At 69.5% G+C, this 23263-nt stretch carries 20 protein-coding genes; 9 read left to right on the forward strand and 11 right to left on the reverse strand.

Annotation, left to right across the window (positions count from 1 at the left end; translation table 11 throughout):
* Positions 1–220 precede the first annotated feature (220 nt).
* The 3 genes from YIM_RS46960 (at position 221) to YIM_RS46970 (ending at position 3407) form a co-directional block, all read left to right on the forward strand.
* Entirely contained in the window at positions 221–1015 is a 795-nt protein-coding gene (locus tag YIM_RS46960; RefSeq protein ID WP_153036475.1) for a response regulator transcription factor, read from the forward strand.
* A 157-nt stretch (positions 1016–1172) separates the two neighbouring features.
* Positions 1173–3017, forward strand: a complete 1845-nt coding sequence (locus tag YIM_RS46965; RefSeq protein ID WP_153036476.1) for an acyl-CoA dehydrogenase — start codon at positions 1173–1175, stop codon at positions 3015–3017.
* 114 nt (positions 3018–3131) lie between these two features.
* Complete coding sequence (locus YIM_RS46970; protein ID WP_153036477.1) at positions 3132–3407, forward strand: GlsB/YeaQ/YmgE family stress response membrane protein; 276 nt, start codon at positions 3132–3134, stop codon at positions 3405–3407.
* A gap of 48 nt (positions 3408–3455) precedes the next feature.
* Here YIM_RS46970 and YIM_RS46975 read toward each other — a convergent pair whose 3' ends face one another.
* Positions 3456–3830, reverse strand: a complete 375-nt coding sequence (locus YIM_RS46975; RefSeq protein WP_228004448.1) for a hypothetical protein — start codon at positions 3828–3830, stop codon at positions 3456–3458.
* A gap of 89 nt (positions 3831–3919) precedes the next feature.
* On the opposite strand from YIM_RS46975, the gene YIM_RS46980 reads away from it, so the two are divergent.
* Positions 3920–4564, forward strand: a complete 645-nt coding sequence (locus YIM_RS46980) for a leucine-rich repeat domain-containing protein (RefSeq protein ID WP_228004449.1) — start codon at positions 3920–3922, stop codon at positions 4562–4564.
* Positions 4565–4568: 4 nt separating this feature from the next.
* Here the strand turns inward: YIM_RS46980 and YIM_RS46985 are convergent, their stop codons facing one another.
* From YIM_RS46985 to YIM_RS47020, 8 genes are all read right to left on the reverse strand, one after another.
* A complete protein-coding gene (locus tag YIM_RS46985) occupies positions 4569–6428 on the reverse strand; it encodes a VanW family protein (RefSeq protein ID WP_153036479.1) in 1860 nt (619 codons plus the stop codon).
* A 38-nt stretch (positions 6429–6466) separates the two neighbouring features.
* Positions 6467–6760, reverse strand: a complete 294-nt coding sequence (locus tag YIM_RS46990; protein ID WP_113698006.1) for a co-chaperone GroES — start codon at positions 6758–6760, stop codon at positions 6467–6469.
* Between the two features lie 69 nt (positions 6761–6829).
* A complete protein-coding gene (locus YIM_RS46995) occupies positions 6830–8590 on the reverse strand; it encodes an NHL domain-containing thioredoxin family protein (RefSeq protein WP_153037720.1) in 1761 nt (586 codons plus the stop codon).
* 57 nt (positions 8591–8647) lie between these two features.
* Positions 8648–9121 carry an SRPBCC family protein gene (locus tag YIM_RS47000; protein WP_153036480.1) on the reverse strand — a complete coding sequence of 158 codons (474 nt, stop codon included), beginning with the start codon at positions 9119–9121 and terminating at the stop codon, positions 8648–8650.
* 18 nt (positions 9122–9139) lie between these two features.
* A complete protein-coding gene (locus YIM_RS47005; protein WP_228005097.1) occupies positions 9140–11356 on the reverse strand; it encodes an oxidoreductase in 2217 nt (738 codons plus the stop codon).
* Positions 11357–11502: 146 nt separating this feature from the next.
* Positions 11503–12258, reverse strand: coding sequence for an amino acid ABC transporter ATP-binding protein (locus tag YIM_RS47010; protein WP_153036482.1), 756 nt, complete (start codon positions 12256–12258; stop codon positions 11503–11505).
* Positions 12255–13064, reverse strand: coding sequence for an amino acid ABC transporter permease (locus YIM_RS47015; RefSeq protein WP_153036483.1), 810 nt, complete (start codon positions 13062–13064; stop codon positions 12255–12257). The genes YIM_RS47010 and YIM_RS47015 overlap by 4 nt, the downstream gene beginning before the upstream one ends.
* Positions 13065–13306: 242 nt before the next feature.
* A complete protein-coding gene (locus tag YIM_RS47020; RefSeq protein WP_153036484.1) occupies positions 13307–14128 on the reverse strand; it encodes a transporter substrate-binding domain-containing protein in 822 nt (273 codons plus the stop codon).
* Between the two features lie 189 nt (positions 14129–14317).
* Here YIM_RS47020 and YIM_RS47025 point away from each other — a divergent pair, with 189 nt between their 5' ends.
* Genes YIM_RS47025 through YIM_RS47035 form a run of 3 tightly spaced genes read left to right on the forward strand, consistent with a single transcriptional unit; the run spans position 14318 to position 17758 of the window.
* A complete protein-coding gene (locus tag YIM_RS47025) occupies positions 14318–15952 on the forward strand; it encodes a circularly permuted type 2 ATP-grasp protein (RefSeq protein WP_153036485.1) in 1635 nt (544 codons plus the stop codon).
* 19 nt (positions 15953–15971) lie between these two features.
* Positions 15972–16919, forward strand: a complete 948-nt coding sequence (locus YIM_RS47030) for an alpha-E domain-containing protein (protein ID WP_153036486.1) — start codon at positions 15972–15974, stop codon at positions 16917–16919.
* A complete protein-coding gene (locus YIM_RS47035) occupies positions 16916–17758 on the forward strand; it encodes a transglutaminase family protein (RefSeq protein ID WP_153036487.1) in 843 nt (280 codons plus the stop codon). The genes YIM_RS47030 and YIM_RS47035 overlap by 4 nt, the downstream gene beginning before the upstream one ends.
* A gap of 51 nt (positions 17759–17809) precedes the next feature.
* Here YIM_RS47035 and YIM_RS47040 read toward each other — a convergent pair whose 3' ends face one another.
* A complete protein-coding gene (locus YIM_RS47040; RefSeq protein WP_370469055.1) occupies positions 17810–19213 on the reverse strand; it encodes a M20/M25/M40 family metallo-hydrolase in 1404 nt (467 codons plus the stop codon).
* Between the two features lie 48 nt (positions 19214–19261).
* Complete coding sequence (locus YIM_RS47045) at positions 19262–20671, reverse strand: M20/M25/M40 family metallo-hydrolase (RefSeq protein WP_153036489.1); 1410 nt, start codon at positions 20669–20671, stop codon at positions 19262–19264.
* Positions 20672–21024: 353 nt separating this feature from the next.
* Here YIM_RS47045 and pdhA point away from each other — a divergent pair, with 353 nt between their 5' ends.
* Complete coding sequence (gene pdhA / locus YIM_RS47050; RefSeq protein WP_153036490.1) at positions 21025–22230, forward strand: pyruvate dehydrogenase (acetyl-transferring) E1 component subunit alpha; 1206 nt, start codon at positions 21025–21027, stop codon at positions 22228–22230.
* Entirely contained in the window at positions 22230–23258 is a 1029-nt protein-coding gene (locus YIM_RS47055; protein ID WP_153036491.1) for an alpha-ketoacid dehydrogenase subunit beta, read from the forward strand. The genes pdhA and YIM_RS47055 overlap by 1 nt, the downstream gene beginning before the upstream one ends.
* Positions 23259–23263: the final 5 nt, after the last annotated feature.

The raw sequence follows: 23263 nt of genomic DNA on the forward strand, positions 1-23263 counted from the left end.
GGTGCGACAGGTCACCCAGGTAACTTACTGACAGTCGATTCCGCAAACTCGGATGCCGCCATGAGGGGGATCTCGCGTCACGGGATCCCCGGCGGCAACTCACACAACCAGGAGGAACATCGTCGGCCGGTCCCGGCAGGGGGGACCGGCAAAAGGTGCTGGACGGCCGGGGGGGCCGGCCCGCACCGGCGGCGATGCGCGGCACGAAGATGGAGATCGCATGACCCGCAGCACCGACCCCGGCCGGGCCTATCCGCCGGGGCAGCCGACCCCGCCGATACCCCCGGTGACCGGCGGTCGCGGTTTCACCGTGGCGGCGGTCGAGGCGGTGCCGATCTTCCGCGACGGGCTATCCGCGCTGATCCAGCGCTCACACGGGATGACCTGGGTCGGCCACGCGGCCAACCACCACACCGCGCTCCAGCTGTGCGAGCAGCTCAAGCCGGAGATGATCCTGCTGGACTCGGGACTGGACCCGAACTGCCACCTGACCCGGTTGCTGACCGCGGCCGAGCACTCGCCGATCGTGGTGGTGCTGATCCGCGAAGCCACCCGCACCGCGCGCTACCTCACCGCTTCCGTCGGCGCCGGCGCCCGCGCCGCGGTGCCGCGGTCAGCCGAACCAAGACGTGTGATCGAGGCCATGCGCCGCGCCCACCTCGACACCCGCTACCTCGACCCGGCACTGGCCGCGCTGGCCGTCCGGCCGAAGCGCCAGCCGAGCGCGGACGGCCGCCCGGCGAGCGGACCGCGCGCGCAGATGCCGCTGTCCCGCCGGGAGTACCAGGTGCTCCAGCTGATCGCCGAGGGCATGGAGAACTCGGCGATCGCCAAGGTGCTCTACCTCTCGGTGGAAACCGTGCGCACGCACGTCAAGAGCATTCTGCGCAAGCTCGCCGCACGGGACCGCACGCACGCGGTGACCACCGCGTTCCGCTCCGGAATCCTGATCACGCACCCGGACGACTGCGCGGCCCGCGCCCCGCTCCCGGAGGGGTCCACGCCACCGAAGTGACCGGCATCACATCCATTGGCGAGGATCGTCGATCACATCTGGATGGTTTCACTTGCCGCAGGTTACCGACAGGTAATACCCTGAAGTTACCGGCCAGTAGGGCAGTAACGGCTACGGCGTGCCCAACCGGAAACCCCGAGCGACACGGAGCGACGAAATGGGCCACTACAAGAGCAACGTCCGAGACCTCGAGTTCAACCTCTTCGAAGTCCTCGGCGTGCAAGAGCGCCTCGGCAAGGGCGTGCTCGCCGAATCCGACGAGGAGACCGCCCGCGGTGTGCTGGCCGAGCTGAACAAGCTCGCGACCGGCCCGCTGGCCGAGTCGTTCGCCGACGCGGACCGCAATCCGCCGGTGTACGACCCCAAGACCTTCTCGGTGACGCTGCCCGAGTCCTTCAAGAAGAGCTACGAGCAGTTGTACGAGGGCGAGTGGTGGCGCCTCGGCCTGACCAACGACCTCGGCGGCTTCGGCCTGCCCCCGACCGTGCAGTGGGCGGCCTCCGAGCTGATCCTCGGCGCGAACCCACCGCTGTTCATGTACATGGCGGGCCCGAACTTCGCGATGATCGTGAACAAGAACGGGACCGAGGAGCAGAAGCGCTGGGCGCAGCTGATGATCGACAAGTCCTGGGGCGCCACCATGGTGCTCACCGAGCCGGACGCCGGCTCGGACGTGGGCGCCGGGCGCACCAAGGCGGTGCTGCAGGAGGACGGCTCCTGGCACCTCGACGGGGTGAAGCGGTTCATCACCTCGGCCGAGCAGGACCTGACCGAGAACATCATGCACCTGGTGCTGGCGCGCCCGGAGGGTCCCGGCATCGAGACCAAGCCGGGCACCAAGGGCCTGTCGCTGTTCCTGGTGCCGAAGTTCCACTTCGACGGCGAGACCGGTGAGCTGGGCGAGCGCAACGGCGCCTTCGTCACCGGCGTCGAGCACAAGATGGGCATCAAGGTGTCCACCACCTGCGAGCTGACCTTCGGCCAGCACGGCATCCCGGCCAAGGGCTGGCTGCTCGGCGAGGTGCACGACGGCATCGCGCAGATGTTCCAGGTCATCGAGTACGCCCGGATGATGGTCGGCACCAAGGCGATCGCCACGCTGTCCACCGGTTACCTGAACGCGCTCGAGTTCGCCAAGGAGCGGGTGCAGGGCGCCGACCTGCCGAACATGCTGAACAAGGCCGCGCCGCGGGTGACCATCACGCACCACCCGGACGTCCGCCGCTCGCTGATGCTGCAGAAGGCCTACGCCGAGGGCCTGCGCGCGGTGTACCTGTACACCGCCTCCTACCAGGACCTGCTGTGGACCCAGGACGGCACCGAGGACGAGCTGAAGCTGGCCGAGCGGGTGAACGACCTGCTGCTGCCGATCGTCAAGGGCGTCGGTTCCGAGCGGGCCACCGAGCAGCTGGTGCAGTCGCTGCAGACGCTCGGCGGTTCGGGCTTCCTGCAGGACTACCCGATCGAGCAGTACCTCCGCGACGCCAAGATCGACTCGCTGTACGAGGGCACCACGGCCATCCAGTCGCTGGACTTCTTCTTCCGGAAGATCGTCCGTGACAAGGGCCAGGCGCTGGGCCACATCGCGAACGAGATCACCAAGTTCATCGACGCCGAGAGCGGCAACGGCCGGCTCAAGAACGAGCGCTCGCTGCTCAAGCAGGCGCTCGAGGACACCCAGGGCATGCTGGGCGCGATGATCGGGCAGCTGACCTCCTCGCAGGAGGACCCGCAGAACATCAACAAGGTGGGCCAGCACACCGTGCGCCTGCTGATGTCGGCCGGTGACCTGCTGGTCGGCTGGCAGCTGCTGCGCGCGGCCGAGGTGGCCATCGCCAAGCTGGACGCGGGCGCCTCCGCCAAGGACACCCCGTTCTACGAGGGCAAGATCGCGGTGGCTTCGTTCTTCGCCAAGACCGTGCTGCCGGAGCTGACCTCACGCCGCGCGATCGTCGAGGCGGCCGACAACGACCTGATGGACGTGCCGGAAGCCGCGTTCTGATCCTGGTTTTCTCCGGCGAGGGGCCGGGCGGGTTCACCCGCTCGGCCCCTTCGTGGTTTGCGCCTCCCCTACCGAGGTACCCCCGCATGAGGACGGTGTAAAGGGAGACGGCTAATGGAAATCGCAGGCATCATCAGCGCGATCATCGTAGGGCTGATCATCGGCATTCTCGGCCGCCTGGTCGTCCCTGGCAAGCAGAGCATTCCGATCTGGCTGACGCTGGTCGTCGGCATCATCGCCGCGTTCATCGGCACGGCGATCGCCCGCGGGGTCGGTTACGCGGACACCAAGGGGTTCGACTGGCTCGAACTGCTCACGCAGGTGGTCGTGGCGGGCATCGGGGTTTCGATCGCCGCCGGGCTGTACGGCAGGCGGCGGGTCACGCACTAGGTGGGCCGGTCGGGCGGCGCGGGAACCCCGCGCCGCCCGATCTCGTGCTCAGTTCCGGAAGTTCGCGCAGGCCGCCGCCACGTAGGAGGTCTTCGGCGCGCGCCAGGCCACTTCGAGCCAGCGGTTGTCCTTGACCTGGGTGTTCTTCCCGCCGACGCAGGTGTATTCGCCGCCGACGACCGGCTTGCCGCACGGCTCTTCCGGCGAGGTCTCCAGGTTCACGCAGGTGGTGTAGTTGACGCAGCTGAGCGTGGTCAGCAGCGTGCCGCTGAGCTGCGGTTCGGTCCGGACGTTGAGCTTGCAGTCGTTGGTCACCGTCGCGCTCACCAGCGCCGGGCCCTCACCGGCACTGGCCGCGGGCGCGAGCCCGATCGTCAACCCCATCGCCGCCACCACCGGCAACACCTTCACCAACCTGGACACCCAGCCTCCTCGACTCCACAGCGGACTTCACCCACAGTAGTCATCCGAGGGCGAAGGGCAATTACTCGATAGGGCGGTACGGTGTCGCCGTGGAGCTGGACTTCTACCGCCACGGGCTGGCGGAAATCCCGGATTCGGTGTGGTCGGCGCCGGAGTTGCGGGTGCTCAACCTGGCGAACAACGAGCTGACCTCGGTGCCGTCGCGGATCGGCGAGCTGACCTCGCTGCACACGCTGGACCTCGGGCACAACCAGCTCACCTCGGTGCCGGACGAGCTGGGCTCGCTGCCGAACCTCACGGAGTACCTGTACCTGAGCGACAACCGGCTTTCCGTGCTGCCGGATTCCTTGTGCCGCTTGGACAAGCTGCGTTACCTGAGCGCCACGGACAACGGGCTCGTCCGGTTGCCCGACGCGCTCGGCTCGATGCGCTCGCTGCGGGAACTGCGGTTGTACTACAACAAGCTTTCTTCTCTCCCGGACTCTTTCGGTTCGCTGACCGCCATGCGGGAGCTCTACCTGCGCGGGAACCAGCTTTCCACGCTGCCGCCGTCGATCGGTGCGCTCCAAGACCTGCGGCACCTGGACCTGCGGGAGAACGAACTGGTCGCGCTGCCGGAGGAACTGCTGGATCTGCCCAAGTTGGCGAAGCTGGACCTGCGGTGGAACCGGCGCCTCGAGCTGCCTTCCTGGCTGCCGAAACTGGAGGAACAGGACTGCGTCGTCCTGCTCTGAGAAGTCAGGGGCAGATGGTGAACGGGCGCGGCTGGTAGGTCACCGTCCGTGGTTCCCGGCGGACTTCGGCGCCACTGCCGAGGTCGTACAGGATCCGGGTGTCGGTGACGGTGAAGCCGGGAACGCCCGGTGTCGGCTCGCACCGGCCGGAACTGCCGGTGCGCACCGGCGGGTCGACCACGTCGGTCTGCGGGCCGGTCAGGCTTTCCACCCGGTACCGCTTGGTGCCCCAGATCTTCACCGTGACCGTGTTCCCACTGGTCAGCGCCTGGATCGCGACTCCGGTCGGCGCGTCGTTGGTGAACCGCAGATCGACCGCGGAACCGTTGTCCTGCAAGGAACGGGCGTCCCGCGCGGGCGGGAAGCGGTCCAGGTAGTAGCTGTGCGGGCTGTGCCCGGCGTCGGTGAGGCCGGCGAAGTAGACCGCGTTGTACAAAGTGGACGTGAACTGGTTGATGCCGCCGCCGTAGACCTCCGCGCCGGTGCCGTCCTCGTGCACCGGGGCCTTGAGATAGCCCTGCGAGGCGGTCCGCGGGCCCACGTGCCCGTCGAGGCTGAACGTGTCGCCGGGGCGCACGATCGCACCGGCCACCTTGTCCGCGATGGTCTTCACGTTGCGCGTCACGTCCCCGGAGAAGCCGCCGGAGGTGAACTCGCCGATGACCTCCTTGATGCCCAGCGAGTTCGCCGCCTGGGTGCTCACCTTCGGCTTGTCCGGCTCGTAGACCGCCCGCAGTTCGTGGACGTCCGGCCGCTTCACCGCCTCCAGGAACGGCGCGAACGTCTTCGTCCAGGCGACCTTCGCGCCCTCCTCCGACGGCTGCACCGACGGCGACGCCCCGGTGAACACGATCTGCGCGTCCTTCGGCGGCCGCTCGGTCTCGGCCAGTTGCGGCTGGGCCAGCAACTGCAGCTTGCCCTGGTCGAGGCGGACCTCCAGGGCACCGCCGTCCACCGCGGCGAACTGCATGGCCCCGGCGATCCCGTCCGGTTTCAGCACCGCGTCGCGCCCGTCGCCCCGGATGTACATCGGCAGCGCGAGCGTCGGCTTGACGATCTGCTCCAGCGTCGCCCGCACCCCTTCGGCCGTCGCCTTCGGCGGGGTCGCCTGTACCGGCAGTTCCACCGCGGTGTGGCCGAGCCAGTTGTCCCTGATCAGCTGCGCGGCGGCGTCGAAGTCGGTCATCTCCTGGCGCTGCCGCGGCTCGACCGCGATCGCGGTCACCCCGCCGTCGCTGCCCTGGATCGACTCGAAGCGGATACCGCCCTCGGTCATGTCGTGGTTCAGCTTCTCCGCGGCGAACTTCGTCACCGACTGCTTGAGCACGTCCGGATCGCTGGTGGACACCACGCCCACCTCACGGGTGGTGAAGAAGGAGGCGATCCGGGTGAACGGGTCGAGCGGCTGCGTCCCGGCCTTGGTCACCGTCTCCGGCCAGTCCAGGCCGAGGCCGGAGGCGATCGGGTCCAGCTCGGCGTCCACGTCCCCGGCGCGCACCCGCACCGGCTCGGTCAGCCGCGGCTCCAGTTCCTTGCGCAGCACCGCCTCGGCGTCGGCGCGCTCCAGCCCGCCGACCTCGATGCCGACCACGGTCACCCCGCGCGGCACGGTGCCCGCGCTGAAGATCAGGTCAGCGGTGTAGAGCAGCACAAACAGCGCCAGGAAGGCGCCGACACCGAGAAAGACGCGGCCGATCGCGTACCGCCTGCGGGTGGCGCGGCTGCGCGGGCGCTCCAGCACCACCGGCCCGTCCAGCAGGGCGCCGACCAGTTCCTCGTCGTTCTCACGGGGTGCTTCCCCGGTCTCGGCTTCGGTCTCGATCGAGTCGGAGTCGAACTCCGGCCAGTAGTGCTCCTCCCGCAACCCGCACCTCCCGAAGGTCAGGGGCGGCGGGCGAACGACTACAAGTACAGCCCCGTGCCGTGCTCCGTGCGCTCGCTCGCCATGGCGTGAATGTCGCGCTCACGCATCACCAGGTACCCCTCGCCCTGGATCTCCACCTCGAGCTGATCGTCCGGGTTGAACAGCACCCGGTCGCCGACCTTCACGTTGCGCACATTATTGCCCACCCCGAGTACATCACCCCAGGCGAGCCGACGCGCGACCTGAGCCGTCGCGGGGATCACGATGCCGCCGCTGCTGCGGCGCTCACCGTCCTCGCCGGACAGCTTGGCCAGCACCCTGTCGTGCAGCATCTGGATTTCGAGCTTGGCCGCAGAAGCCGTGTTCTTCTCGGACACGCCCCGAATGCTACGCGGCGGAATTCACCCCGCCGGGGTACCCGCCATCATCAGCTCCAGCACCCGGTCACCGCCCGGCTCCAGCCGCACGGGCACGCCCCAGTCCTGCCGGGTGACGCGGCAGACCGGGTGCTCGGTGGCGCTGTCGCAGCTGGCCGCCTGCGCCACCACCTGGAGCACGCCCTCGGTGACGCCGTCGGCGAGCCGAATGCGGCGGACCAGGTCGGTGCCCACGCCGGCGCCCTCGACCAGCAGCTCCGGCGGCGAGGCGCTGATCTCCAGCCGGGTAGACGGGCCGTAGCGGTCGTCGAGCTTCTCACCGGGCGGCGGGGTGAACACCACGCTGAACTCCAGCTCACCGGGGGCGAGCACGGACGGCGGCCGCCGCACGGCGTGCGCGTCGCCGTCGACGCTCTCGATCCCGTCGGCGGCGACCGGGGTGATCCGGTGCCCGGCCGACTCGACCACCAGCAGCTCGTCGCCGCTGAGCAACAGGCCGGACGGCTCGGTCAGTCCGGTGACCACAGTGGACACCTGCCCGGTCTCCGGGTCGTACCGGCGGACGGCGCCGTTGTAGGTGTCGGCGATCGCGATCGAGCCGTCCGGCAGCGCGGCCAGGCCGAGCGGGTGCTGGAGCAGCGCGTCGGCGGCGTCGCCGTCGCGATGGCCGAAGGAGAACAGGTCGATGCCGACCGCGGTGTGCACGGTCGACGACTCGTCGATCCAGCGCAAGGCCGAGGTCTCGGCGTCGGCGAGCCACAAGCGACCGGGGGTCACCGCGAAGCCGGAGGTCTGCGCGAAGAACGCCTCGCTCGCGTCGCCGTCGCGCAGGCCCTCGACGGTCGTCCCGGCGAAGCGGCGGATGGTGCCCGCGACCGGGTCGAACGCGGACAGCGTGTGGTTGCCCGCCATCGCGACGATCACCGAGCCCCGCCACCAGACCACGTCCCACGGGCTGGTGAGGTCGACCTTGCGCGCGTCACCGGCGGAGTCGCCGTCGCGCCACTGCTCCCCGGTGCCCGCGACGACGGTGACCTCGCCGGTGTCCAGGTTCAGGCCCTGGAGCAGGTGAGCGGCGGTGTCGGCGATCACGGCGTGGTATCCGGCCCGCTCGGCGACCTCAGGCGGCAGCAGCGCGACCCCGGACGGCTCGGTGAACGGCTCACCGCGCCCGCCGGTGCCGAACCGGCGGACCAGCCGGGCCCCGTCCAGCTCGACGATCGAATGGTTGCCCGTGTCGGCGACCAGCAGGTGGCCGTCGGGCGTGGTGACGGCCTTGCTGGGGAAGCGCAGCGGACTCTCGGCCTCTTCGAGCGGCACGTACGGACTGCCGCCGCGGCGCAGCTTGTCCCGGTGCTTCTCGGTGAGTTCGGTGAGCACTCGGCGCAACGCCTCGGCATGCCCCTCACCAGCGGCGACGTGCACTACGTAACCCTCGGGATCAACGACGACCAGCGTCGGCCACGCGCGCACGGCGTACTGCGACCAGGTGGTGAGGTCGGGGTCGTTGAGCACCGGGTGGTGCACCTCGTACCGGCGCACCGCGGCCTCGATCGCGGCCGCCTCGCCCTCGTGGAGGAACTTGGGCGAGTGCACGCCGATGGTCACCAGCACGTCGGCGAACTCGGCCTCCAGCGGGCGCAGCTCGTCCAGCACGTGCAGGCAGTTGATGCAGCCGGAGGTCCAGAAGTCCAGCAGCACGATCTTGCCGCGCAGATCGGCGAGGCGCAGGCGCTCCCCGCCGGTGTTGATCCACTCACGACCGGCCAGCTCCGGCGCCCGCACCCGGGCCTGACGATTGCTCACGCCCCACAGCTAACACGAACCGCGCGCGATTCCCAGTCAGTGGGAGCCGTTCTCGGCGCGGGTCTTGAGGCGGCGCAGGGTCGCCTCGATGTTGCGCTGGTTCTCCTCGTCGCGCTGGAAGACGCCGGTGACCGCCGAGGTGGGCAGGCGGAACCAGGCCGGGCGGCGTTCCCAGGTGCTTTCGGTGACCACGCAGCCGGTTTCGGTGGCGGCGATGTCGTACTGCCAGCGCGACACCGGCAGCCCGCCCACCGACGTGACCTCGAAGGCGAACCGGCGACCCGCCCAGGCGTCGGTGATCTCCGAGGTGGTGCTCCAGCGCCGGACCCCGCGGCGGTTGGTGCCCTTGAACCGGGCGCCGACGACCGCCTTGCTCGCGCCGTCCAGCCAGCGGTGACCGGCGTACTCCTCGGCCAGCTCCGCGAGCACGGTCAGGTCGCTGACCAGCTCGTACACCTGCTGCGGGCTGGCGTTGACCTCGATCCGCGCCGTCGCGTTCGGTTCAGCCATAGCAGGCAAGATACAAGGTCAATTCCGGCGCAGGGCTCTGGTCACACCGGCGGCCACGGTGGTGGCCAGCGTCCAGCCCATCGCGGTGAACCCGACCGCCACCCACTTGTCGGCGCCCTCCATGAACCAGCGGCCCTTGTTGCCGAAGTCGACGATCGGCACCAGCAGGTCCACGGTGTAGAGCACCGGGCTCCACTCCAGCCCCTTGTCGTCGCTGTTCACCGCGCACCGGCCGCCGCTCTGCGCGTAGTTCTCGGTGTCGGTCAGGCACGGGTGGTCGGTCTGCCCGGCGGCGAACCACAGGCTGCCCGCGATCAGCAGCAACAGCAGCCAGCCGACCGCGCGGCCCGGCCGGTAGCCGTACCCGACCATCGAGCGCTGCAACCAGCTCCACAACCGCACCGGCGGCCCGAGGAACCGGTAACCGTCGGCCAGCGACTCGTACCGGAACTGCTGCTTCTTGAACAGCACGGTGGAGGCGTGCTCCTCGTTACCGCTGGTGCGCAGCATCTCGGCGAGCTGGTCGTACGGGCCGGGCCGGTACCCGCCCATCGCCCGGCGCAGCAACCGGATCCGCTGGTCGACCGCGGCGTCGTCCTTGATCCCGATCGGCACCTTCATCGAGTCGTACCGGAAGTCCTCCAGGTCCAGCCCGCCGGTGGCCTCCCACAGCTCCGGGTTGTCGTTGAGGGTGACGCAGTGCGCCCCGGCCAGCACCACCTGACCGCGGGGCGCGATGTCCGGCACCAGCGCGAACTCGTCGGCGGTGACCGAGCCGACGTCGAGCGCGATGCCGTCGCGTTCGCTGGACTGGAGCACCGCGCCGGTCAAGTCGACCCGGCGGGCGACCACCGCGCCGTCCAGGTTGACCCCGCCCTCGGCGTGGAACCGGCGTTCGCGGTTGGCGGTGAACACCAGGTCGCGGCCGATCCGCCCGGCCCGCACGTCCACCGAGAAGCTGGTGTTCGGCCGGACCGCGGGCTTGACCACCTCGGTGCCGTAGAGATCGATGCTGCCGCCGACCTCGATGCCCTGGAGCCGGAGCGTGCCCTCCACGGTGGCGTCGGTCAGGTGCAGGTTGCCGGCGATCTTGGCGCGGCGGGCGGAGAAGACGTCGCGTTCGTGGTGGTGGAGGGTGGCGTTCCAGGCCAGCACGTTGCCGCCGACGGTCACGTCCGACAGGCGGCACTGGCCCATCGGCACATTCAGGTTCGTCGCCTCGATGTCCCCGCTGATCTCGGTGCCGTCGATGTGCAGCGCCCGGTCGTAGTACGGCTCGACGTACCCGCGTGCCACCGAGATCTCGGCGTTCGCCAGGCGCAGCGTGCCGCCGATGTGCGCGTTGACCATGCGGATGGTGCCGGTGGCGCGGAAGTCGTCGCTCAGTTCCACGTTGCCGTCCACGCGCAGCCGGTCCGCGCTGATCGCCGGGCGCGGGTCGAGGTACGGGTCGCGGGACTTCCACTGGTCCACCACGATCGGGCCGTGCTGGCTGGTGTGCAGCCGGGCCCCGCGCAGCACGATGTCGCTGTCCACCTTGGCGCTGGGCAGGTAGATGATGCCGTTGGCGGAGAAGCGCTTGCGGGCCTTCGGCGGGCCGTAGGTGTCCACCTCGCAGAGCAGGCTGCCGCCGATGTGCAGGCCGTTGCCGTTGAGCGCGAAGCCGTCCGGGTTGTGCAGGGTGGCACCGGAGAAGTTGACGTTACCGCCGGTCTTCAGGCCGGGGACGCGGATCTCGCCGTCGGCTTCGAGCCGGTAGGCGAGCAGGGCGCCGGTGATCTCCAGCCGGTCGGCCTGGATGGCCTTGCCCCGCGAGTGCTCGATCCGGGTGCGGGTGAGCACCACCGAACCCTCGATGGCCGCGTCGGTCAGGTTGATCGCCGCGTCCGGGCGACCGCGCTCGCGGTCGTCACCGCGCTGGACCGCGGTCTCGCTGTGCCCCTTGACCGTGTGCTCGACCTCCACCGCGCAGCGGATCAGCCGGACGTCGTTGCGGCTGCGCATGTTGCGGGCCTTGAGCCCGGGCAGCCAGCACCGGCGGAAGACCAGCCCGAGCAGGGTCGCCTCGCGCACGTCCGGCGGTTCTTCGAACCGGCACCGCTCGAACCGGAAGAGGTACTCCAGGTCGAGCGCGCGCAGGTCGAAGCGCCCGGTGATGAGGGCGTCCTCGACCTGCACGAGCGGCGCGTTGGTCGGCTGCTTGCGCAACCGGAGCAACCGGCCCGGCTCCGGCATGATCAACGGCTTGATCAGGTCCTCGGCGCGGATCTCGAACCGGGGGTCCGGCTCGGGATCGAACGGGTCGAAGGCGTCGTCCGGTTCGGGTGGGTCGCCGGGCTCGTGGTCGTCACGAGCCCCGCCCCGGCGAAAAACCACCACCGCTAGTCGTCCACGTGGGTCGGGTTGAGCACGCGGGACAGGAAGGTCTTGGTCCGCTGGTGCTGCGGATCGCCGATCACCCGCGACGGCTGGCCCTGCTCGACCACCACCCCGCCGTCCATGAACAGCACCACGTCGGCCACCTCACGAGCGAACTGCATCTCGTGCGTGACCACCAGCATGGTCATGCCCTCCTCGGCGAGCTGGCGCATCACGCTGAGCACGTCGCCGACCAGCTCCGGGTCCAGCGCCGACGTGGGCTCGTCGAACAGCATGACCTCGGGATTCATCGACAACGCCCGCGCGATCGCCACCCGCTGCTGCTGCCCGCCGGACAGCTGCATCGGCAGCGAGTTCGCCTTCTCCGAGAGCCCGACCTTCTTGAGGTTGTCGCGGGCGACGCGCTCCGCCTCGGCCTTGTCGCGGCCGAGCACCTTGCGCTGCGCGATGGTCAGGTTGTCCAGCACCGACAGGTGGGCGAACAGGTTGAACGACTGGAACACCATGCCGATGCCGCGGCGGGCGTGGTCGATGTCCACGTCGGGATCGGTGATCTCGTGGTCGTTGACCACGATCTTGCCCTGGTTCGGCTCCTCGAGCAGGTTCACGCAGCGCAGGAGGGTGGACTTGCCGGAGCCGGACGGGCCGATGATGCAGACCACCTGACCGCGCTCGACCCGCAGATCGATGCCCTTGAGCACCTGCAGCTCACCGAAGGCCTTGTGCAGTCCGGAAATCTCGACGATCACGTCGCTCATGCCTCGACCTCCAGGCCGCGGTTCTGCTTCCGCCCGGTCCTGCGCTCCAAGTACCGCGAGAGGTAACCGAGGGGGAGGGTGATGATCAGGTAGCAGAGGCCGGCCAGCAGGATCGGCGTCATCGACCCGGTCGCGTTGAGGCCCTCGCGGCCCCACTTGGTCAGCTCGTACTGGTCCCTGGCCAGGCCGAGCAGGTAGATCAGCGACGAGTCCTTGGTGAGCAGGATCAGCTCGTTGGTCAGCGGCGGGAGGATGATCCGGAACGCCTGCGGGATGACGATGGAGACCATCGCCCGGCCCTGGCTCATGCCCAGCGACCTGGCCGCCTCGACCTGGCCGGGCGGCACCGCCTGGATGCCGGCGCGAATGGTCTCGGCCATGTACGCGGCACCGACCGCGCCGAGCGCGATCGCGGCCGTGGAGTAGATGTCGAACTTGATGCCGAAGGCGAGCGGCACACCGAAGCCCAGCGCGATGAACACCAGCAGCGCCGGGATGCCGCGGAAGAACTCGATGTAGACGGTGGCGATCCACCGGTACGGCGGCACCGAGGACAGCTTCATCAGCGCCAGCACGAGCCCGAGCGCCAGGCCGAGCAGGAAGCCGAGCACGGTGTAGATGATGGTGTTCTTCAGCGCAATGGTGATGATGCCGGGGAACTGCTGGGCCGCGGCGTCGAGGTTGAAGAACGCGCGCTGGATCGTCGCCCAGTCCGCGACGAACGCCAGCACGGCGATCACGATCACCAGCAGCGCGTACTGCACCAGCTGGGTCACCTGGCGCCGTTTGCGCTTGGACATGGCCATGGGGAAGAGGCTCCTCGAAAGTGGTCGACAAAACTAGGGCGTGTTTCTCGGGTCAGGTGCGTGAGAGTCGTGATCCAGGTGGTTCCTGGCGGTGCCGCGGGGTCGCCCTCGCACCGGAGCCGTACTCGGGTGATCCCGCGGTGCCGCCAGGGGCCGCCTGGGCGCGGCTATCGCGTGCCCGACCCGAGAAACACGCCCTGAGGGGAACGACCGCCGTGGCGGCCGTTCCCCTCAGTCGTGGATCAGGCGGTCGGCTTCTTGCCGAACCACTTTTCGTAGATGCGGTCGTAGGTGCCGTCGCCCTTGGCCTTGGTCAGCGCCTCGTTGACCTTGGCCAGCAGCGCGCCGTTGCCCTTCTTCACCGCGATGCCGTAGTTGTCCCCGGTGTCGAAGGTGGCGGTGACCTCGACGTCCTGGTTGGCCTTGAGGAAGTCCAGCAGCACCACGTCGTCGTTGATGCCGGCGTCGACCTGGCCGGTCTGCACCGCGGTCTGCTCCAGCGCGAGGTCCTCGAACTGGATGACCTCGTAGCCGAACTTGTCCTTGTTCTCGTTGGCGTAGGTCTCACCGGTGGTGCCCTGCTGCACGCCGAGCTTCTTGCCGCGCAGCTTCTCCAGGCTGTCCAGGCCGGAGCCCTTCTTCACCAGCAGCGCCTGCTTGGCGTTGAAGTACGGCTCGGAGAAGTCCATCACGGCCTGGCGCTCGGGCGTGATCGACATGGCCGCGGCGGCCACGTCGCACTGGCCGATGTTCAGCGACTCACCGGACTTGATGCCCTCGAACGGCGTGTCGAAGATCTTCTGCTCGCTCGCGCCGACCAGGGGCAGCACCAGGTCCACCAGCTCCACGTCGAAGCCGACGGTCTTGTCGCCCTCGGTGAACTGGAAGGGGGCGTAGGGCAGGTGCGTGCAGGTGGTCAGCTTGCCTGCTTCCTTGAGCGTGATCTGCCCACCGGCCTGGGTGTCGGCTCCGGTGTTGACCGATTCGGCGCAGCCTGCCGCGGTAACGGCCAGGGCGAGCGCCGGCAAGATGGTGAGCGCTCTGCGTGTGTATCGACGCGCCACGGTGTCACTCCTAGTAGTCAGAACTCGGCGAGATTTTGCATCCTGCCATCCTGGCGGGTCAACTGCCCAGCATTGGGACGTTACAGCGCCGTTTCGACTAGGTCTTTCCTGTGTCTTCCTGATGGCGGAGTGGACGACATCAGGCCTGCGTATCGCGCGATCACCCGTTCGTGAGCGACCATGAGTTCCATGAACAACAACGCGCCGCCGAAGTTGCCGCCGGCGGGGATGCGGGCCAGGACCAGCTCGCGGAACGGCAGAGCGGGCGCGCAGTTCGACGGTTACCTGGCGAAGGACCGCCCGCACGCCGGCGCCTACGACGAGATGTTCGCCGAGGACGGCACGGTCCGCCCGCCCTACCGCGCGCTGTACGAGTCGATCGCGAGCTACGACGCCACCGATCTGACCGCCCGCTCGGCCGCGCTCGACCGCGCGCTGGTCGACCAGGGCATCACCTTCTCGCTGTCCGGCCAGGAGCGGCCGTTCCCGCTGGACCTGGTGCCGCGGGTGATCACCGCGGCCGAATGGCTCAAGCTCGAACGCGGCGTGGCGCAGCGCGTCCGCGCGCTGGAGGCCTTTCTCGACGACGTCTACGGCGACGCCCAGATCCTCGCCGACGGTGTCCTGCCGCGACGGCTGATCACCTCGTGCTCGCACTTCCAGCGCGAGGCGTTCGGCATCAATCCGCCCAACGGCGTGCGCATCCACGTGGCCGGGGTCGACCTGGTGCGCGACGAGGCGGGCACGTTCCGCGTGCTCGAAGACAATCTGCGCAATCCGTCGGGCGTGTCGTACGTGATGGAGAACCGCCGCACGATGGCGCGCGTGTTCCCCGACCTGTTCGCCCAGCACCGGGTGCGCCCCGTCGGCGACTACGCCTCCCACCTGCTGCGATCGCTGCGCGCGGCGGCCGCGGCCAACGTGGCCGACCCGATGATCGTGGTGCTCACCCCCGGCATCCACAACTCCGCCTACTTCGAGCACTCGCTGCTGGCGCGGCTGATGGGCGTGGAACTGGTCGAGGGCCGCGACCTGTTCTGCCGCGACAACGTGGTCTACCTGCGCACCACCGAGGGCGAGCGGCCGGTGGACGTGATCTACCGGCGCATCGACGACGAGTTCCTCGACCCGGTGCACTACCGGCCGGACTCCGTGCTCGGCATCGCCGGTGTGCTCAACGCCGCCCGCGCGGGGAACGTGGTGATCGCGAACGCGGTGGGCAACGGCGTCGGCGACGACAAGCTGGTCTACACCTACGTGCCGGACATGGTGAAGTACTACCTGAACGAGAAGCCGCTCCTGCCCAATGTGGACACCTTCCGCTGCTGGCTGCCGGACGAGCTGGACTTCGTGCTCGAGCGCATGGACGAGCTGGTGGTCAAGCCGGTCGAGGGTTCCGGGGGTTACGGCATCGTGTTCGGGCCGGACGCCTCGGCCAAGGAGCTGGCCGACCTGCGGCGCAAGGTGAAGGCGGACCGGCGCGGCTGGATCGCCCAGCCGGTGGTGCAGCTGTCCACCGTTCCGTCCAAAGTGGACGACAAGCTGGCACCGCGGCACGTGGACCTGCGGCCGTTCGCGGTCAACGACGGCAACTTCGTTTTTGTCCTGCCCGGCGGGCTGACCAGGGTGGCGCTGCCGGAGGGCAGCCTGGTGGTCAACTCCTCGCAGGGCGGTGGCTCGAAGGACACCTGGGTGCTGGCCAGCCGGTCCTCCTCCGCCGAGCGCGAACTGGCCGAGCCGGCGCTGGCCGAGCAGTCGCAGCTGGACGGGCTCGCCGCCGAACAGGGCCCGGAGCTGACCAGCGCCCAGCAGCAACAGCAGTGATTTCCACGAGGAGGCCCGGATGCTCGCCCGCAACGCCGAATCGTTGTACTGGATCGGCCGGTACGTGGAACGCGCGGACGACACCGCGCGCATCCTCAACGTGTCGGTCCACCATCTGCTGGAGGACGCCACCGTCGACCCGGACCACGCCAGCCGCCAGCTGCTGACCGTGCTCGGCATCGAGCCGGACGGGCAGGGCGAGCTGGACGTGTGGAAGCTGACCGAGCTGGTCGCCTACAACAAGGACAACGCCAGCTCGATCGTCGGCTCGATCACCGCCGCCCGCGAGAACACCCGCGGCGCGCGTGAAGTGGTCTCGACCGAGTTGTGGGAGTGCCTGAACGCCACCTGGAACGCGGTGCCGGACCGGCAGCGCTACGCACGGCGGGCCGGGCCCCACTCCTTTCTCTCCTTCGTGGAGGAACGCGCGGCGATGTTCGCCGGGCTGGCCGACTCGACGATGAGCCGGGACGACGGCTGGCTGTTCATGGTGCTCGGCCGGTCGGTCGAACGCGCGGACATGGTGGTGCGGCTGCTGTTGTCCAGGGTGCAGGACCGCGCGTCCTCACCGGGCTGGATCACCGTGCTGCGCTCGACCGGTGCGCAGGACACCTACCTGCGCACCTATCGCGGCGCGCTGGACGCGGGCCGGATCGTGCAGTTCCTGCTCCGCGACTCGCTGTTCCCGCGATCGGTGTTCCACGCACTGCGCCAGGCGGAGTACTGCCTGGACAAGCTGCAGAAGGGCAGTCACGGGCGCGGCAACGAGAAGGCCGAGGCGCTGCGGTTGCTCGGCCGGGCCCGCAGTGAGCTGGAGTTCCTGCGGCCGTCGGATCTGCTGGAGGATCTGCCGAAGCGGCTGGGTACCTTGCAGACGACGATCCGGGAGATCGGGGAAGCGGTTTCGGTGCAGTACTTCCACTCCTCGCCCTGGGTGGCGTGGCGCGGTGCGGAGGTTTCGCTATGAGCTGGCAGGTCCGCGTGGTGCACCGCACCGGCTACCACTACGCCACCCCGGCCATGCAGTCGTACAACGAGGCGAGGTTGACCCCGCGCTCGGACCGGCGCCAGACGCTGGTGGCGAACCGGCTGGAGACCGATCCGGCGACCAGGGCCTACCGGTACTCCGACTACTGGGGCACCGTGGTGACCTCGTTCGACCTGCACGCGCCGCACACCGAGTTCACCGTGGTGGCCACGTCGCTGGTGGAGACGGCCGAAGCCGCTGAGCCGATCCACGACGCGAGTTGGTCGGACCTGCGCGGGGACGAGGTGATCGACGAGCACACGGAGTTCCTGACGCCGACCGACTACACACCTCGCGATCGGGAACTGGCGAAGGTCGCGCGGGACCTGCGGAAGGGCAAGGACCCGGCGGACACCGTGCTGGCGGTGTCGGACTGGGTGCACGAGCAGCTGAAGTACCAGCCGGGCACCACCGGCGTGCACAGCACGGCCACCGATGCCTGGCAGGCACGGGAAGGCGTGTGCCAGGACTTCGCGCACGTCACGCTGACGATGTTGCGATCGATCGGCGTGCCCGCGCGGTACGTGTCGGGTTACCTGCACACGGAGCCCGAAGCGAAACTCGGGCAAACCGTGCAGGGCGAATCGCACGCCTGGGTCGACGCCTGGACCGGCGGCTGGTGGGCGCACGACCCCACGAACGCCATCCCGGTCGGCCCGCGACACGTCTGGGTGGCCACGGGGCGGGACTATGCGGACGTGGCCCCGCTGAAGGGAATCTTCACCGGCGGCGGGGAGTCCACATTGGACGTTTCGGTGGAGCTGACGCGAGTGGCCTGAACGTGGCTTTCACGGCGGATTCGGCCGTGAAAGCCACGGTCACGGCACAAGTCAGGCCGTCGCGTGGGCGTGCAGGATGTGCGCGACCGCCGTGGTGACTCGCTCGGCTTGGGCCAGGTTCAGCCACTCGTCCGGCACGTGGGCGTTCGAGTCCGGGCCGAGCGCGCCGGTGACCAGGAACTGGGCGTTCGGGTACTTCTCACCCAGCAGGCCCATGAACGGGATCGAGCCGCCGAGGCCCATGGCTCGCCAGGGGGCGCCGAAGACCGTGGTGCTGACCTCATCCAAAGAAGCCGACAACCAGGGTGCCGTGGCCGGGGCGTTCCAGCCGTCGGCGTGTTCCAGGCCGGCCAGTTCCACGGTCGCCGAGTACGGCACGTCCGTGGTCAGCGCCTTCTCCAGCGCGCCGAGCGCGGCCGCGGAGTCGGCCGTCGGCGGCAGGCGGAAGCCCAGCGCCAGGGTGCTGTGCGCGCGCAGCACGTTGCCCGCGTCGATCGGCTCCGGGAAGCCCGAGGCGCCGATCACCGACAACGTGGGCCGCCAGGTGTTGTTCAGCAGCAGCTCCACGTCGTCCTCGTCGACCGTGGTGGTGCCGCCGTGCAGCGGGAACGCCCGCTTCATCGCGCCCGGCGCGGCGGCGGCCGCGGCTTCGGCCTCCGCGGCGCGGTCCGCCGGGACGTCCACGTAAAGCTCGTCGAGCAGCAGGTGCCCGGTCTCGGAGTTCTCCACCCGGTCCAGCAACTCGCGCAGGATGCGGAACGAGCTGGGCACGACGCCGCTGGCCAGGCCCGAGTGCTGACCGGAGTCCAGCACACGCACGGTCAGGTGCAGCTGGACCATGCCGCGCAGGCTGGTGGTCAGCCAGAGCCGTTCGTAGTCCTGACCACCGGAATCCAGGCACACCACGAAGGTGACGTCGCCGAGCCGGTCGCTCAGGTGCTCCAGGTACGCGGGCAGGTCGGGGCTGCCCGACTCCTCGCCGGTCTCCAGCAGCACCACGGCCCGAGCGTGCGAACCGCCCGCCTCGCGCAGGGCCTCCAGCGCGGCCGTCGCGGCATAACCGGCGTACCCGTCGTCGGCCGAGCCGCGGCCGTACAGCCTGCCGTCCTTGATCACCGGCTTCCACGGGTCGAGCCCATCGGACCAGCCACCGAGCGGCGGCTGCTTGTCCAGGTGGCCGTAGAGCAACACGGTGCCCTTGTCCTCGGCGCCGGGAGTGGCCGGCACGTCCAGCAGCAGCACCGGGCTGCGGCCGGGCAGTTCCACCACGTCGATCGAGGCGCCGGGGATCGCCCGGGTCCCGAGCCAGTTCCGGACGTGCTCGACGGCGGCGGCCAGGTGGCCGCTGTTCGCCCAGTCCGGATCGAAACCGGGGGACAGGGCGGGAATCGCCACCAGCCCCGACAGGCTCGGCAGGATGTCGTCCGCCCAGAGCCGCCGCACGGTTTCACGCATCGCGGTCGCATTCACAGTCTGATCCACCCCGCCCATCCTGCCACCAGCTCATTCACCGGCGTGGGCGTGCAGAATCCTGGCCACCGCCTCGGTCACCCGCTCGGTCTGCTCCAGGTGCAGCCACTCGTCCGGCACGTGCGCGTTGTTGCCCGGCCCGCGCGGCCCGGTGACCACGAACTGGGCGTCGGGATAGGCCCCGGCGAACAGGCCGAGGAACGGGATGGTGCCGCCCAGCCCGAGCGCCCGCCACGGCTCGCCGAACACCTCCACGCTCACCTTGTCCAGCGTGGTGGCCAGCCAGGGCGCCAGCTTCGGCGCGTTCCAGCCCGCCGCGCCACCGGCCCGGCCGATCTCCACCTTCGCACCGTACGGCACGTCGGTGGTGAGCGCCCTGGTGATGGCGTCGAGCGCGACCTCGGCGTCCGCGGTCGGCGGCAGCCGGAAGCTGAGCTTGAGCCCGGTGAACGGCCGCAGCACGTTGCCCGCGTCCTCCAGTGACGGCAGCCCGCTGGCCCCGGTCACCGAGAGCGTGGTCCGCCAGGTGTTGTTGAGCACCAGCTCGACCGGGTCGTCGCTGGCGGTGCGCACGCCGTCGGTGATCGGCAGTTCGGGCCGCAGGCCGCCCTCGGCCACGGCCAGGCGCACCTCGTTCAGCCGGTCCTCCGGGATCACCACGCTCAACTCCGGCAACAGCATCTCGCCGGTTCGCGAATCCTCCAGCCGGTCGAGCAGCTGCCGGACCACGCGGAACGAACTGGACACCAGCCCGCTGGAATGGCCGGAGTGCACGCCGGAATCGAGCACGCGCACGGTCAGGTCGAGAAAGGCGATGCCACGCAACGAGGTCGCCAGCCACAGCCGCTCGTAGTCACCGCCCGCCACGTCGAGGCAGACCACCAGGCCGACCCGGCCGATGCGCTCGCGCAGGTGGTCGAGGTAGGCGGCGAGGTCGGGACTGCCGGACTCCTCGCAGGTCTCCAGCAGGACCACGGTGCGCGCGTGCCTGCCGCCCGCGCGGTGCAGCGCCTCCAGCGCGGTCGCGGCGGCGTAACCCGCGTACCCGTCGTCACCGGCACCGCGGCCGTAGAGGCGGCCGTCCTTGACCACCGGCGTCCACGGGTCGAGGCCGGGCGACCACTCACCGGCCGCGGGCTGCTTGTCGAGATGGCCGTAGATCACCACCGTGTCCTCGGTGACCGCCCCGGTCGCCGGGACCTCCAGCAGCAGCAACGGGGTCCGGCCGGGCAGCTTGACCACTTCCACCACCGCGCCGGGCAGCTCCCGGGTGGCCAGCCAGGAACGCATGTGCTCGACCGCCGCGTGCAGGTGGCCGTTGCTGGCCCACAGGGCGTCGAAGGCCGGCGAAAGCGCCGGGATGGTGACGAACTCCGAGAGGCTCGCCAGTGCGTCGATGCGCCACGTGTCCTGAATCGTCTCCCGAAGCGTTCGCTGGTCCATGCCTCGATCCTGACAGAGGGGGTGGGGTACATCACAGGGGGCGAACGGCCGGTGCGCACCGCGCACCCGGGCGCCCGCCGGACTCGCGCCCCCTGCTGGTCCGGGCGTACCAGTGCGCCCTACTTTCGGCTGCCCCATCATCGGGTTTCCTAGTGTTTTCCCTGTTCAGCACGGTTTTTCCGGCAACGAATCAATCTCCGGGACTCACCATCGGGCGGTTCTCATGCCAGGATGTGCGCGAGAACCGTCACCGCCGACGGGCCGGGTGCTCGACCGAGTCCCCAGTGCCGCCGGCGAAGTCGCGGCGGCTGCCACAAGCGGCCGCGCGGCACCGAACTGAGGAGAACGAGCGAATGTCGTCCCCGGAACAGTGGACGCATCCCGAACCGGGCGCCGGGCCGGCCGCGACAGCGGCGGAACCTACTCCGGAGCAGGTGATCGCGGGTTTGCGAGCAACAACCGAGGGTGGAGCCGAGCTCACCCAGCTGCTGACTCCCGAAGGCGAACGCGTCGCTTCGGCGCAGTTCGACCCGTACGTCTCCGACGTCGACGACGAGGCACTGCGGAACCTCTACCGCGACATGGTGCTGGTCCGGCGGGCCGACCGTGAGTCGAACGCCATGCAGCGCCAGGGCCAGCTGGGCATCTGGGTGCCGCTGCTCGGCCAGGAAGCCGCGCAGATCGGCTCCGGCCGCGCGCTCCGCCCGTCCGACATGGCCTTCCCGAGCTATCGCGAGCACGGCGTGGCGTGGACCCGCGGGGTCGACTTCCGCGAGCTGATCGGCATCTTCCGCTGCTCCGACCACGGCGGCTGGGACTTCAAGCACCACGGCTTCCACCCGTACACGATCGTCATCGGCAACCAGGTGCTCAACGCCACCGGGTACGCCATGGGCCAGAAGTTCGAGGGCAAGGTCGGCGACGACAACGGCGAAGCCACCATCGTCTACTTCGGCGACGGCGCCACCAGCCAGGGCGACGTGCACGAGGGCTTCGTCTGGTCCGCGGTCTACGACGCACCCGTGGTGTTCTTCTGCCAGAACAACCAGTGGGCCATCTCCGAGCCCACCGAGCGCCAGTCGCGCCTGCCGCTGTACCAGCGCGCCCGCGGTTACGGCTTTCCCGGCATCCGGGTGGACGGCAACGACGTGCTCGCCTGCCTCGCGGTCACCCGCTGGGCGCTCGACGAGTGCCGCCACGGCAACGGCCCGGTGCTGATCGAGGCGTTCACCTACCGGATGGACGCGCACACCACCACCGACGACCCCACCCGATACCGGCTCTCCGACGAGCTGGAGGAGTGGAAGCTCAAGGACCCGATCGAGCGGGTGCGCGCGCACCTGGCCCGTGGTGGCGGCGCCGACCAGGAGTTCTTCGAGAAGATCGACGCCGAGGCCGACAGCTTCGCCGCCGAACTGCGCGACTTCGTGTTCAACATGCCCGACCCGCCGCCCGAGCGGATCTTCGCCAACGTCTACGCCGAGCCGTCGCCGGTGCTGGAGGCACAGCGTCGCGAGTACCTGTCCTACCTCGAGGGTTTCGCGGGGAGTGAGCACTGATGGCCGCACCCGTGAAGGCCAAGGTGGACGGTGCCGCCGGCGCGGTGCAGAACCTGACCATCGGCAAGGCGATCAACCTCGCCCTGCGCTCGGCCATGGAGGCCGACGACAAGGTGATCATCCTCGGTGAGGACGTCGGCAAGCTCGGCGGCGTCTTCCGGATCACCGACGGCCTGCAGAAGGACTTCGGTGAGCAGCGCGTGCTGGACACGCCGCTGGCCGAGTCGGGCATCATCGGCACCGCGGTCGGCCTGGCCGTGCGCGGGTTCCGGCCGGTGTGCGAGATCCAGTTCGAGGGCTTCATCTTCCCCGGCTTCGACCAGATCGTCAGCCAGGTGGCGAAGCTGCACTACCGCACCCAGGGCCGGGTCAAGGTGCCGATCGTGATCCGCGTGCCCTTCGGCGGCGGGATCGGTGCGGTGGAGCACCACTCGGAATCGCCGGAATCGCTGTTCGCGCACGTCGCCGGGCTCAAGGTGGTGTCCTGCTCGAACGCGGTCGACGCGTACTGGATGACCAGGCAGGCCATCGAGAGCGACGACCCGGTGCTGCTGTTCGAGCCGAAGCGGCTCTACCACTCGGGCAACCTCCGGGCCGAAGTTGACACCACGGCCACGCCGGACCCGCTGCACGTCTCGCGGGTGGTGCGTCCCGGTGACGCGGCCACGCTGGTGGCCTACGGGCCGTCGGTGAAGGTCTGCCTGGACGCCGCCACCGCCGCGCAGGAGGAGGGGACCTCGCTGGAGGTCATCGACCTGCGCACGCTCTCCCCGCTGGACCTGGATCCGGTGTTCGAGTCCGTCCGGCGGACCGGCCGGCTGATCGCGGTCAGCGAGGCGCCTTCGGAGTCCTCGCTGACTTCGGAGATCGCCATGCGGGTGCAGCAGGAGTGCTTCTACTCGCTGGAGGCACCGGTTCTGCGGGTCACCGGGTTCGACACCCCGTACCCGCCGGCCAAGCTCGAGGAGGACTACCTCCCCGACCTTGACCGGGTGCTGCACACCGTCGACCGCTCGCTGGCCTGGTAGGGGGA

Origin of the sequence: Amycolatopsis sp. YIM 10 (assembly GCF_009429145.1) — a bacterium.
Lineage (GTDB): Bacteria > Actinomycetota > Actinomycetes > Mycobacteriales > Pseudonocardiaceae > Amycolatopsis.